The sequence below is a fragment of the Shouchella rhizosphaerae genome (genome assembly GCF_900142675.1).
Taxonomy (GTDB): domain Bacteria; phylum Bacillota; class Bacilli; order Bacillales; family Bacillaceae_D; genus Shouchella; species Shouchella rhizosphaerae.
Genome location: NZ_FRBS01000003.1, coordinates 312,007 through 325,381, shown reverse-complemented (window position 1 = coordinate 325,381; position 13,375 = coordinate 312,007). Strand labels below are relative to the sequence as shown.

Here is a 13,375-nt window from a genome sequence, read left to right as displayed (position 1 = left end):
TACGCTTTATTCATTGTTGATCTTTGTTTCTCGTCGCTGTCTGTTGCTGCAACGATTTGTAGTATTGGCCTTTTTCTACGTATTCCCGGCGAATCCGTGCCATTTCTTTTTTGTCTGTTTCATTTAAAGGACGGACGACTTTTGCAGGCCGGCCAAAAGCAAGTGTTCCAGGAGGGATCACCTTACCAGGAGGGACAAGACTGCCGGCGCCAATAAATGCGCCCTCGCCAATTTCGGCGCCGTCTAGAATCGTGGAGCCCATGCCAATCAGTGCTTGTTTACGGATGATCGCGCTGTGGAGCATTGCTTGATGACCTATTGTGACATCATCTTCAATCATAAGAGGCGAATGGGGGCTTTGGTGGAGCATTGATTGATCTTGAATATTAACACGTTCTCCAATGATTGTCGGCGCTACGTCACCGCGAATGACTGTATGAAACCATACGCTTGATTGAGCACCAATCGTAACATCGCCTGTAACGATCGCTCCCTCGGCTACGTATACAGATGGGTCAATAGTTGGAACAACGCCCTTGTATGGAAGGATCATGTTGTCACATCCTTTTCGTTTAATAAAAAAACAGCTATACTAAGTGTAACGCATAATGTAGCGAAGCAACAGCTTGTATAAGGAGGAGTGGCTGTGCGCTATTTTGACGTTCCAGATGCCAGAGGCGTTGCTGTTATTGTTCATGGAGCCGGGGAGCATAGCGGTCGGTACCGTTGGCTTGTGGAAAAATGGAATCAACATGGGTTTGATTGCCTGCTAGGGGATTTGCCCGGGCAAGGGGAGTCGCGGGGAAAGCGCGGGCATATCGACTCATTTCAGAAATACATAAAAACAGTGGATGTCTGGCTTAAGCATGCAAGGACAAAGCAATTGCCAATTGTGCTCGTTGGGCACAGCATGGGCGGCCTCATTTCTATTCGTACATTAATGGAAAAAGACCATTCGTTTGTGGAAGCGCTCGTGCTTTCTTCGCCTTGTTTGCAACTCGCTATGGACATTCCTGCGCCGAAAAAGGCGGCAGCAAAAATGCTTAATCATGTAGCGCCTGCGTTTAGCATGAATGCTGGTTTGTCTCCTGAACAAACGACGAGGAGCGAGCAAGTCCGTGAAGAATATGCGCGGGACCCGTTGCGAGTAACGAAAGTATCTGCCCGTTGGTACCACGAATTGGAGAAAGCAATGCGCCTTACGAGGCGCTACCCGGAGAAAATGCCAAATATCCCCGTATTATTGCTTGCTGCAGGAGAAGACTATGTGATCGATAAACAAGCAGGCATGGCTTGGTTTAATGATTTGCAGATCAACCATAAAATGTACAAAGAATGGGACGGCCTTTATCATGAGCTCTTTAACGAACCTGAAAAAGAAGAAGTGTTTCGTTTTACGATCGGCTTTGTGAATATGCTGTTTCCGTAACAGGCAGTCATCGATAAAAAGATGGCCTCGGGTGTTACCCAAGGCCATCTTTTTGCTGTCTATTTCATTTTGTTATGCGTCTTGCGGCTCCTTGGCGTTTGCCCCTTTTTGCAAATCACGTTGTAGCAAATCAAGCTTTCCTGTTTCAGGATCGATGACTAGACCGTGAACCCGTACATCCTTTGGCAAAAGTGGGTGGTTAATAACCATATCGACACTGTGGTTGACGCTTTCCGTTACATTTTCAAAACCAGTTAAAAACTTGTTCACATCTACACCTGCGTATTGGAGTGCATTGATTTCATCCATATCAATGCCCCGTTCTTCAGCCTTTTGGAGAACGGAATTTGCAGAAAGGCCTGTCATTCCACAGCCGTAATGGCCAATAACAAACACTTCTTCTGCGCCTAATTCATAAATGGCAACTAGAATGCTGCGCATGATGCTGCCAAATGGATGGGAGATGACAGCGCCAGCATTACGGATAATTTTAGCGTCGCCATTTTTTAAATTCATCGCATTATGGAGCAATTCAACGAGCCGCGTATCCATGCATGTTAAAATAACGATTTTCTTTTGCGGAAATTTGTCTGCTTTAAAGCGCTCATATTCTTTATTAGCTACAAATGCTTCATTAAAAGCTAGAATCGATTCAAGTTTGCTCATTTGGATCACTTCTCCTTCTATCTTTTCTTTAGAAAACCCAGTGTTTTCTCTTGCTCGGACGCTTAAAGATGAAATTTCGCTCGTTTTTCAATGGCTACCACAAAAGGAGGATCATTTTTTTGGTTAATAAATTGGTACGTCGCTGCATGGGCCTTTTCTTGAGGAAGCGATTCGACATAAGCCAACAGTTCGTTTTTTTCCTTTTTGCCTTGTGGGTGTCCATGGTAGACGACGAGAACAATCAGGCCGCCTTGTTTTAAACGGTTAAATAGTTGCTCAATCGCTGCAATTGTCGTTTTCCCTGTTGTTGTAACGCCTTTGTCTCCGCCAGGCAAATAGCCTAAATTAAAGATGGCAGCGGCGATGGTTGAGTTGACAAACAACGGCAAAGTCGCCAACTTTTCATGGCCGATTTGGAATAGGGATACTTGCTTGTCCAAACCTGCCTTTTGAAGGCGTGCTTCTGTAGAGGTTAGTGCGGATGCTTGGATGTCACAGCCAATCACAACGCCTGTTTCACCAACAAGTTTAGCCAAAACCAATGTATCGTGTCCATTTCCAATTGTCGCATCAACGACGGTGTCCCCTGGCTGGACAGCGCTGGTAAGCAACGAATGGGCAAATGGCAGGACGCCAAGAAGGTTCACGGCTCCTCCCCCCAAAAGGCGGGGCATATTAAAGGCTGTTTAATTAACGCAAACACGTCAGGCAAATACCAAAAGCAGCTGACTGGGAACGGGAACACGGCAACGGGATGATGAGCGATTTCGGTGCCGAGCTGGTTATTCATCATTTAGACGACTCCCTTTTCATCTAATAGCTATCGCCGTTATACAAGACAGAGGCCATGTGCGTCTCTTGTCTTTTGGCGAATTTTTTTCTTAGTTTACCATAATTGCAGCGAATGTGCTTGTTGCTTATTTGCTAAATTTCTCCTACACTATCATAGGCACAATGTGAGAAAGGAAAAAAAGAGGAGGCGCGTGTTTTGCCGAAATCAATTTGGATTTTAATGGTAGCAACAGCCATTAACATTACCGGCGCTTCGTTTTTATGGCCACTCAATGCAATCATTATGACGCAACTGCTTGGGCAAAGTTTAACAGCTTCGGGAGCTGTGCTTATGCTAAATGCAGGGGCAGGCGTACTTGGCAGCTTGATTGGCGGCAGATTGTATGATCGGATTGGCGCCTATCCTACCATTTTGCTCGGTTGTGTTCTTTCTGCAGCCTCTGCTGTTTTGCTCGCTTTCTATTATGGAGAATATGGATGGTACGCTGTTTTTCTAGCGGGGATGGGGTTTGGTTCTGGAATGATGGCCCCTTCCATGTATGCACTTGCTGGAAGTTTGTGGCCAGAAGGTGGGAGAAAGTCAGCAAATGCGATTTATGTAGCGCAAAATGTAGGTGTATCACTAGGAACGGCTTTAATTGGCGTTGTTACGCTCGTACGTTTGACAGACGTTTTTGTCGCCAATGCAGCCATGCATGTGTTGCTACTTGTCTACATTGCTGTGTTTTTTCGCCATTGGTCAGGAAGCAAAGGAAGAACGGCGGGAGCAGGAATTCAACATGCCAACAAAGCGTCTAAATACCGTTTGCAAGCGCTATGGATTGTGTCAGTAGCTTTCTTCATTTCTTGGCTTGGCTATACGCAGTGGCAGGCAAATGTGTCTGTCTACATTCAGTCACTCGGCATTCCATTACATGCTTACAGTATATTATGGACGATGAACGGATTGTTAATTGTCCTTGCACAGCCCTTGATCCGATGGGTGATCCAAAAGGGGAGGCTAACGCTTAAAGGGCAAATGGGCCTTGGGTTGTTCATTTTTGCTTTGTCCTATCTTGTATTGACACAAGCCCAAGTGTTCAGTGGCTTTTTTGTCGCCATGCTCATTTTGACAATCGGCGAAATGTTTGTCTGGCCTGCAGTGCCAACAATTGCCAACGCCCTTGCTCCATCTGGGCGGGAAGGGGCATATCAAGGCATTGTCAATAGCGTAGCCACTGGCGGACGCATGATTGGCCCGTTGCTCGGCGGCATAGTGGTAGATAGGTTTTCAATCCAAGTGCTGTTTGTCCTCATTAGTATTTTACTGCTACTGGCGATTCCGCTAGTACGTCTTTATGACCGCCCGCTATTAAAAGAGCATCAGAATGATCACCTGAACAACGCTCAATAGAGCGTTGTTCAGGTGATCGATAAGCATTTTTAACTAGTTTAAGTGCCGGTATGGGTTTAGCCAACCGCACGCGTTTTAACCGAAAAAAACATAGGCAAAGTGGTGTACTTGAAAATTTTTGTGAAATAATGCACAATATAAATGTGAATAATTTCACAAAATCCTTAAGAAGGATGTGGGCGCTTATGGTCAGAACGCCGAGTAAAGCGAAAAGGGATCGCGTTGTCGTCATTGGAACGGGGCATGTAGGCAGCAGCTATGCATTCGCACTGATGAACCAAGGGGTGGCAAAGGAGCTTGTCATTATAGATATAGATCAAGAAAAAGCAAGTGGCGACGTGATGGATTTAAACCATGGCCAGGCTTTCGCTCCTTCCGTCACATCGATATGGCACGGCAATTACGAAGATTGCAAAGAGGCTGATGTCGTTTGTATTAGTGCTGGGGCAAATCAGAAGCCAGGGGAGACGCGTTTAGATCTGCTTGAAAAAAATGTGATTATTTTTAAGGAAGTCGTGGATGCCGTTATGGCAAGTGGATTTAACGGTATTTTCCTAGTCGCCACAAACCCTGTTGATCTATTAACACAAGCGACGCAAGTTTTTAGCGGCCTGCCTAAAAAACGAGTCATCGGCAGCGGAACAACGTTAGATACAGCAAGGCTACGGTTTATGCTAGGCGAGTACTTCCAAATTTCTGCTAAACACGTCCACGCTTATGTAGTAGGCGAACATGGCGATAGCGCACTGCCTTTATGGAGCACAGCAACAATTGGAAATGTCCCACTTTCCCAGTATTTGCTCCGTAACAGAGCGTATAAAAAAGCTGATTTAGATGACATTTTTACCAATGTCCGCGATGCCGCCTATGAAATAATTCATAAAAAAGGCGCCACTTATTATGGGATTGCCATGAGTTTAGTCCGCATCACAAAAGCACTGTTAAAAAATGAACATGCTGTCATGACTGTCAGCACATTTCTTAATGGCGAGTTCGGAGCGAAAGAAGTATGCATTGCTGTACCGGCAATCGTAAACCGTAATGGTGTTCGTGAAGTGCTTGAACTGAAGTTGAACGACATTGAGCGGCAACAGTTCACTGAGAGCGTTCAGATGCTAAAAGGCACTTATAAGACTATTATGCAAACAGGGCACTCTTTTTAGAACAAACGGATCCGTGTTGAATCGAAAAGCTAAAATAGGTATATGTTTGCTTGACTTTGGAAAAGACTTTTCATACAATGAGCATATCGTAAACTAGGGAAATACAAGGATAAAGGAGTAGTAGCGTCACTTCGGAAAGCAAGAGAGCTGGCGGACGGTGCAAGCCAGCCTGAGAAGAGATGTGAACTCGCCTTTTAGTTGTAAGAGTGAACCGCATTGCCAGTAGCTCTTAACGGGACACACCGTTATGTGTAAGTGAACAGGCGATGCCTGTTAATGTGGGTGGCACCGCGGGAATGTATGCAAACTCTCGTCCCTTTTGGGAGAGAGTTTTTTTGTTGGAAGCAGCAGAAGGAGGAAAAGGAATGTCGTTTTCACATCAGGAGATTGAAAAAAAATGGCAAGCATTTTGGGAAGAAAACAAAACGTTTAAAACAGACGAACAAGCAGAAGGGCCACATTTTTATGCATTAGATATGTTTCCCTACCCATCAGGGGCTGGTCTTCATGTCGGCCATCCAGAGGGATACACGGCAACGGATATTTTAGCGCGGATGAAGCGGATGCAAGGCTACAATGTTCTTCATCCTATGGGTTGGGATGCTTTTGGCTTACCAGCTGAGCAGTACGCTTTAGATACAGGCAAACACCCGGCTACATTTACTAAACAAAACATTGACACCTTTAAACGGCAAATTAAAGAACTTGGTTTTTCTTACGATTGGGATCGTGAAATTAGTACGACTGATCCTCACTATTACAAATGGACACAATGGATTTTTCTGAAATTATATGAAAAAGGGCTTGCTTATATTGACGAAGTAGCCGTGAACTGGTGCCCGGCACTGGGGACTGTGCTAGCCAATGAGGAAATTGTCGACGGTGTCAGCGAACGAGGAGGCCATCCAGTTGAAAGGCGCCCAATGAAACAATGGGTGTTGCGCATTACGGCTTATGCTGAGCGCTTGCTCGAAGACCTTGAAGAGCTGGAATGGCCGGAAAGCCTAAAAGATATGCAGCGGAACTGGATCGGCAAATCGGAAGGCGCTGAAGTGACATTTAAGATCAATGAACATTCCGTTAACGTGTTTACGACGCGGCCAGACACGTTGTTTGGCGCTACTTATATGGTGCTTGCCCCTGAGCATAAGCTCGTGACTGAGATCACTACCGATGAGCAAAAGGAAGCGGTAGAAGCATACCAAAAGCAAGTCGCGCTCAAAAGTGACATTGAACGGACAGATTTGGCAAAAGAAAAAACAGGCGCGTTTACTGGCGCTTATGCCATCAATCCTGTAAATGGCGAAAAGATTCCAGTTTGGATAGCTGATTATGTACTAATCAGTTATGGCACTGGAGCTGTCATGGCTGTTCCTGCCCATGATGAGCGTGATTTCGAATTTGCTAATGCATTTGGCTTGCCAATAAAAGAAGTGGTCGCAGGTGGAGATGTCTCAAAAGCTGCTTACACAGGGGACGGAGAACATGTTAATTCTGATTTTCTCAATGGGTTAAACAAGCAAGAAGCGGTTGAGAAAATGATTGTCTGGCTAGAGAAAAATGGCGCTGGGCAAAGAAAGGTCACATACCGCCTGCGTGATTGGCTCTTTAGCCGCCAGCGTTATTGGGGCGAACCGATTCCAATTATCCACTGGGAAGATGGCTCTATGTCAGCTCTGGATGAGAGCGAATTGCCGCTTGTGTTGCCTGATCTAGAGGAAATCAAACCTTCGGGTACAGGCGAATCGCCGCTTGCTAATGCGAAAGATTGGCTGGAAGTTGTTGATCCTAAAACAGGCATGCGTGGTCGCCGTGAAACGAACACGATGCCCCAATGGGCAGGTAGCTGCTGGTATTATTTGCGCTATATCGACCCGACAAACGACGAAGCGTTGGCTGATCCTGAAAAACTAAAAAATTGGCTGCCTGTCGATACGTATATTGGCGGTGCCGAACATGCAGTGTTGCATTTGCTATATGCACGTTTTTGGCATAAGTTTTTGTATGATATTGGCGTTGTGCCGACAAAAGAACCATTCCAAAAAGTGTTTAACCAAGGCATGATCCTTGGCGAAAATAACGAAAAGATGAGCAAGTCAAAAGGCAATGTTGTGAACCCTGATGAGATTATTGCCAGCCACGGGGCTGACACGCTGCGCCTGTATGAAATGTTTATGGGCCCTCTAGATGCATCTGTAGCTTGGTCAACAAACGGCCTTGATGGCTCGCGCCGTTTTCTTGAACGGGTTTGGCGCCTGATTGTTAACGAAGAAACAGGCAAGCTGAACAGCAACGTCAAAGATGTAGAAGGCAATGAAGCGTTTGTGCGCACTTACCACCAAACAGTGAAAAAAGTAACCGAAGACTTTGCCGAGCTGCGCTTTAATACAGGGATTTCCCAATTAATGGTGTTTGTAAACGAGGGAAATAAGCAAGAGGTATTGCCAAAAGCGCTAATAGAGGGCTTTGTGAAGCTTTTGTCGCCAGTTGCTCCTCATATTGCCGAAGAGCTGTGGGAAAAGCTTGGCCATACAGATACGATTACGTATGAAGCGTGGCCGACATATGATGAGTCGTTGCTCGTTGAAAACGAAGTTGAGGTCGTCGTGCAAATGAACGGCAAAGTTAAAACAAAGCTCGTTATAAACAAAGGAGCCTCAAAAGAAGAAATGGAAGCAGCAGCACTCGCTGATGAAAAAGTGCAAGCAGCTATCGGCGAGAAAACGATTCGCAAAGTCATCGCTGTTCCTGGAAAGCTTGTCAATATTGTTGTTGGTTAATCATTGTGACTAAACGGCGATTAATGCGATTCGTCCCCTATCCTCTTTAGCAAGAAGAGGATAGGGGTTTTTTTGTGGGAAACAGGCGAAATCCGAACATTAGAGCGTATGAGTAGGCGAATGTAAAGAATTCGTGTTGACGAATAATGTCGAAAGGTGTAAGATGACGAGTGTAAAACAAGGGAGGATGACAATCTGTGATCTTTGAACAGCAATACGAAGAAATTCTTGCCATCGCTCGTGATATTTTTGCCCATCCTGAACTTGGCTATAAAGAAACGCGCACGAGTGAAACTGTCCGTACATTTATTGAACAGAAAAACCCGTCAGCTCTCATTGAACCTTTTAGCACAACGGGGCTGAAAACGCAATTAACGACGGACAAGCATAAGACAATCGCGTTCATTGCCGAATTGGATGCGGTTTATGCGCCTAGCCACCATATGGCTGACAAAAAGACTGGCGCAGCCCATAACTGTGGCCATTATACACAAGTAGCCATTGCCCTTGCGTTGTACAATTATTTTGTACAAACTGGCGAGCATCTTCAGTTTGATTTTAATGTAGCTTTTGTATTTGTTCCAGCAGAAGAATACCTTGATCTTGCTTATCGGGAAGAATTGCTTAATAATGGCACGATTGGCCACTATGGAGGCAAGCCAGAAGCAATGAGACTCGGAGTGTTTGACAACATCGATGCAAGTATTTGCATCCATGCCATCGGTGGAACATTTGAAAAACGGACAGTTGAAATCAATTGTGATTTAGCAGGTTTTTTGTATAAATATTATGACTTTATTGGCGAAGCAGCACATGCAGGCTTCGATCCGTTTGCTGCCAAAAATGCTTACAGCATGTCAACGTTGTTTAATGTTGCTTTAGGACTTGTACGCCAGCAGCTAAAAGACAGTGAAAATGTTCGAATGAACCCGATTGTCTCAGCTAGCGATATGTCGACCAATGTGATTCCCAACGCGATTCGTATCGGCTCCGACTTGCGCACAAAAACGTTAGCCTATATGGGAGAAGTCGCTAAAAAAATGGACGCCGCTGCACGTGGAAGTGCCCACGCTCTTCAAGGCGACGTCGCCATTCATACGCAAATGGGCTACCTCCCCTTTGTACAAGACCGTTACTTGTCCACCTTTGTAAAACAGGCGTTTGCAAAAACAGAGGAAGTGGAAGAGTTGCTCGAAAACAACGCGATTAGTGCAGCAGGTGATATTGGCGATTTGTCGTACATGATGCCATGTATTCAAATTGGCCACAGCGGTTTTGCAGGCACCATCCACGGCGATGATTTTGTCGATGTTGATCCACATTTTCTGTTTGCAGTGTTCCCGCGGTTTCTCACTCAAGTATTTGCTGAGTTAAACGAGGCGATAGACTGGAGCCGTCTGTATAAACGGAGTTATGACGACTATTTAGCCGTAATTGAAACAGTGATGACGAGCAACACCAATTTATAAACGAACAGGGGTGCACTATGAAAGGCACATTTATTTATTTGCTTTTGTTTTCTCTAATTGTGATCGCCGTCTCTGAAATGATTGGCTTTCAAAGCATCGCGATTGGTCCCCTATCGATCAATCTCTTACCGCTATTATTTGCAATTTTAATTACAATGGTGTTTGCGTTTTCAATTTTTCGCAAAGGAATCCTTAAAAAAGTCTACAGTAAAAGCAATGTTTCTTTTTCAGGCACGTATTTAATTATCATTATGCTGCCACTTATGGCTCGCTACGGGGCAGATGTAGCCCCGCAAATCCGGGAAATCCTCAGTATTGGCTGGATTTTCATTGTTCAAGAATTTGGCAATTTAGGCACAGTTTTATTAGGCTTGCCTGCTGCACTATTGCTAGGTTTGCGGCGTGAGGCGATTGGCGCCACGCTTGGAATTGGTCGCGAAGGCGAGCTCGCCTATATTTCTGAAAAATATACGTTAAACTCTGATGAAGGGAGAGGGGTCTTGTCGCTGTACATTATCGGTACGCTATTTGGTGCGATCTTTTTCAGCATTTTGCCGCCAGTTTTGTTGCATTTCGGATTTAGCGTTGAGTCGCTGGCCATTTCTGCGGGCGTTGGTTCAGGCAGTATGATGACAGCCGCCTCTTCCTCCCTTGTAGCAAGCCACCCAGACAAGGAGAGCCTCATTCTTGCTTATGCTTCAGCAAGCCAACTACTCACAAGCTTTATTGGCACGTTTACGATGGTGTTTTTAGCGGCTCCTTTGCAACGGTTTATGTATCGCACGCTGACACGGAAGGAGGCTAAATGATGGAATTAATTATAAAAAATAAATATATGAAGATGAGCCTCATTCTTTTGCTCAGCATCATGTTGATTCTTTTTACCCATAGCATGAAGCTTCTATTTCATCCTGGCTCGGTAGGAAGCATTTCCCTGATGACAGTAGCAGGCCTTGGCTCGTTGTGGTTTTTTTCGTTGATTGGCTTGTTTATTGGCGATTTAGCTAAAAAACTCCCAATCGGCTTTGTTGCAAATTTTCCTGTTCTTGGCTGGGTTAGCATCACGTCTCTAACTCTATGCTTGTTGTTTGATGGATTTGTCCAAGCGATCCAAGCGGTGGATTTCTTGTCAATAACGACACCGATTTTAACATATGCAGGCATTTCTGTTGCTGACCGCCTAGTCGAGTTGCGGAAGCTGTCCTGGAAAATTGCGATTGTCGCGATCTTCGTTTTTACAGGCACATATTTGGCAAGTGCCGTTCTAGCCGAGGTCGGTTTGCGTATCGCGTCATAAATGAAAAGAATTTAAAAAGCCAAAAGGAAGCCATAACAGCTTCCTTTTGGTTTTTTGTTTTTTCTTTTTTCGTAATGATTTTAGCCCAGTTCAATTCCAATATGATTAAAATCAGAGTATTACTAAGGAGGCAAATTCTATGATCAAAAAGAAACTAATTGTCGTACTCGCTATGTTAACGTTGTAAAACAGCCAACAAGTACTGAATAAGGAATGTGAATAATCGATAAAAATAAAGGAGGATTAAGGCTATGAAGAAATGCTTCACGCTAATAAGTGCTGTTGCTATGTTTATCATTTTAACTGGATGTCATGTAAAGGAAGAAGCTGAACAAATTCAAATAATGGATTCAAGTGATGAAGAGCTTCCTAATCATTTAAATGAAATTATTGAGTTCTCTGACGTTATTGTAAAAGGATCGTTTACGGAATTTGTAAAACCAACAAATATGATTCGTTCAGCTAATGATCCTACAGTCGAATCAGACGAACTCTATACGGAAGGGCAAATATATACGTTTCAGATTGAAAAAACGTATAAGGGAGAAGTGGAGGGTTCCATTAAAACAGCGATCACTTACGCAGATCAAATAGCCGCCATTGATGATCAAGGAGAAAGGATTGAAGAAGTAATGGTTGAAAGCCTTGATTATGAAGAGCTTGATTTAAACAAGAATTATATATTGTTCTTAGTAGATAGCGGGTTTATTGAAGAAGGTTTGTACACCCCTGCATCTGGCGCGTATATCATTGAAATTGAAAATGACGAATCGATTCGTTTTCTATCAAAACGGATGGAAGGACAACTTGCTGAAAACCTGGAAGTCGAGGAAGGGGACGGAAGCGTACATGGAATATTAAAGACTGAATATCAGAATGAAACAGCGCTTACTATTGTCGAAGAGTTCGACATTTTTCCTAATTTCCTTGCTGAAGAAGGAATAGAAACGTTAAGTGATATTGAAGAAATGTCAGGGAAATAGCTGCCTAGCATAAAACATCAGGCTCGCCTTTATGTGAGCCTGATGCTACAGCTTACAGCTGACTTATTTGTTTGCAAAAAGGGCTGCTGACTGCCCGGCTGTATAACCAGTCGAGAAAGCGCATGTAATGTTAAAACCGCCTGTATAGCCATGGATGTCGAGCACTTCCCCACAAAAATACAAGCCTGTTGTTTTTTTGGAGTGCATCGTTTTTGGCTCAATTTCTTTAATCGATACGCCGCCACCTGTGACAAATGCTTTTTCAATCGACAATGTGCCATTGGCATGCAATGGCAATGCGTCTAATGCTGATGCTAATTTTCGAAAGGCATCATGTGGGGTATTGGCGCACATTTCACTGGAATCGATCTCTAATGACTGATATAAGTACAAAAGCAATCGCTCAGGGGCCATCCCTTTTAATGCTGTTTTTAACGTTTTTTTTGGCTCTGCCTTTGCCCGTTTGACGAGCGCTTGGAAAAGGCTCTCTGCCGATTGTTCGGGGAACAACTTAATCGTCATTGGAATCGTAGGCGTTTTGAACTTTTTCAGTGCCTTGACAACAAACTGGCTACAGCGTAATGCCGCGGGACCGGATATGCCGAAATGGGTAAAAATCATGTCGCCTTCATGGCGAATAATTTTTTTGCCATTTGGTCTTAGTACCGCTAGTTCAATTCCGCGTAATGACAGGCCTTGAAGAGACTGATCGCCGATAAAGGGATCGGCAAGGGTAATGGGCACTTCTGTCGGGTAAAGCTCCGTAATTGTGTGGCCTGCTTTTTTGGCCCACGGGTATCCGTCGCCAGTAGAACCTGTGTGGGGCACCGATTTGCCGCCAGTAGCGATAATTAACGCTTTTGTGCCAAGGCGCTGCCCGTCTTCTAGTGCCACTCCAACTACCTGCCCGTCTTCTACAATAATGTCAGCGACCCGGGCATTTGTACGGATGGTGACATCGAGTTTACGGATTTGCGCAAGCAATGTGTCGACCACAGTTTGTGCTTTATCGTTAACAGGAAACATCCGTCCTCTGTCTTCTTCTTTTAAGCGAATTCCTAAGCCTTCAAAAAAAGCGATAATCGATTTATTGTCAAATACAGCGAATGGGCTATGCATAAAGCGGCCATTCCCTGGAATGTTTTCAATCAACTGTTTCCTTTCCATCCGGTTGGTGACATTGCAGCGTCCCCCGCCTGAAATCGCAAGTTTGCGGCCGAGTTTGTTGCCTTTATCGAGCAAGAGGACGTGTGCCCCTTGTTGCGCAGCGGCGACAGAAGCCATCAGGCCAGAGGGTCCGCCGCCGACTATGATTACATCGTAGTTGTCCATTCATTTCATCCTCACTTTTTTCACTCTTACCATTGTACACAAAAAAATAGAAAACAAAAGGACAAAACAAG

13 protein-coding genes and 1 other annotated feature are annotated in these 13,375 nt (G+C 44.6%); of the genes, 8 read left to right on the top strand and 5 right to left on the bottom strand.

Features of this window, described 5'->3' with window-relative positions:
• Positions 1-10 precede the first annotated feature (10 nt).
• Positions 11-553, bottom strand: coding sequence for a gamma carbonic anhydrase (locus BUC05_RS10650; RefSeq protein WP_011247719.1), 543 nt, complete (start codon positions 551-553; stop codon positions 11-13).
• 93 nt (positions 554-646) lie between these two features.
• Between BUC05_RS10650 and BUC05_RS10645 the strand changes: the two genes are divergently transcribed.
• A complete protein-coding gene (locus tag BUC05_RS10645) occupies positions 647-1,429 on the top strand; it encodes an alpha/beta hydrolase (protein ID WP_011247718.1) in 783 nt (260 codons plus the stop codon).
• A gap of 72 nt (positions 1,430-1,501) precedes the next feature.
• Here the strand turns inward: BUC05_RS10645 and BUC05_RS10640 are convergent, their stop codons facing one another.
• From BUC05_RS10640 to BUC05_RS21480, 3 genes are all read right to left on the bottom strand, one after another.
• Positions 1,502-2,095, bottom strand: coding sequence for a beta-class carbonic anhydrase (locus BUC05_RS10640; protein ID WP_035201987.1), 594 nt, complete (start codon positions 2,093-2,095; stop codon positions 1,502-1,504).
• 62 nt (positions 2,096-2,157) lie between these two features.
• Positions 2,158-2,742, bottom strand: a complete 585-nt coding sequence (locus tag BUC05_RS10635) for a tRNA 5-(aminomethyl)-2-thiouridylate-methyltransferase MnmM (RefSeq protein ID WP_011247716.1) — start codon at positions 2,740-2,742, stop codon at positions 2,158-2,160.
• Complete coding sequence (locus tag BUC05_RS21480) at positions 2,739-2,888, bottom strand: hypothetical protein (RefSeq protein WP_156323124.1); 150 nt, start codon at positions 2,886-2,888, stop codon at positions 2,739-2,741. Before BUC05_RS21480 ends, BUC05_RS10635 begins: the two co-directional genes overlap by 4 nt.
• A gap of 195 nt (positions 2,889-3,083) precedes the next feature.
• Between BUC05_RS21480 and BUC05_RS10630 the strand changes: the two genes are divergently transcribed.
• The 7 genes from BUC05_RS10630 (at position 3,084) to BUC05_RS10600 (ending at position 11,972) form a co-directional block, all read left to right on the top strand.
• Complete coding sequence (locus tag BUC05_RS10630) at positions 3,084-4,280, top strand: MDR family MFS transporter (RefSeq protein ID WP_035201986.1); 1,197 nt, start codon at positions 3,084-3,086, stop codon at positions 4,278-4,280.
• A gap of 185 nt (positions 4,281-4,465) precedes the next feature.
• Positions 4,466-5,443 (top strand): L-lactate dehydrogenase, encoded by a 978-nt coding sequence (locus BUC05_RS10625; protein WP_011247714.1) that lies wholly within the window; start codon positions 4,466-4,468, stop codon positions 5,441-5,443.
• Between the two features lie 97 nt (positions 5,444-5,540).
• Positions 5,541-5,764: a binding site (T-box leader), on the top strand.
• Positions 5,765-5,808: 44 nt separating this feature from the next.
• Complete coding sequence (gene leuS, locus BUC05_RS10620; RefSeq protein ID WP_035202000.1) at positions 5,809-8,223, top strand: leucine--tRNA ligase; 2,415 nt, start codon at positions 5,809-5,811, stop codon at positions 8,221-8,223.
• A 197-nt stretch (positions 8,224-8,420) separates the two neighbouring features.
• On the top strand, positions 8,421-9,692 hold the full coding sequence (locus tag BUC05_RS10615) for a M20/M25/M40 family metallo-hydrolase (protein WP_035201985.1): 1,272 nt from the start codon (positions 8,421-8,423) through the stop codon (positions 9,690-9,692).
• 17 nt (positions 9,693-9,709) lie between these two features.
• Complete coding sequence (locus BUC05_RS10610) at positions 9,710-10,501, top strand: DUF3100 domain-containing protein (RefSeq protein ID WP_011247711.1); 792 nt, start codon at positions 9,710-9,712, stop codon at positions 10,499-10,501.
• Entirely contained in the window at positions 10,501-10,989 is a 489-nt protein-coding gene (locus BUC05_RS10605; RefSeq protein WP_035201982.1) for a hypothetical protein, read from the top strand. Before BUC05_RS10610 ends, BUC05_RS10605 begins: the two co-directional genes overlap by 1 nt.
• A gap of 251 nt (positions 10,990-11,240) precedes the next feature.
• Positions 11,241-11,972 (top strand): hypothetical protein, encoded by a 732-nt coding sequence (locus tag BUC05_RS10600; RefSeq protein WP_035201981.1) that lies wholly within the window; start codon positions 11,241-11,243, stop codon positions 11,970-11,972.
• 63 nt (positions 11,973-12,035) lie between these two features.
• Here the strand turns inward: BUC05_RS10600 and BUC05_RS10595 are convergent, their stop codons facing one another.
• Positions 12,036-13,304, bottom strand: a complete 1,269-nt coding sequence (locus tag BUC05_RS10595; RefSeq protein WP_073304677.1) for a BaiN/RdsA family NAD(P)/FAD-dependent oxidoreductase — start codon at positions 13,302-13,304, stop codon at positions 12,036-12,038.
• Between the last annotated feature and the right edge of the window lie 71 nt (positions 13,305-13,375).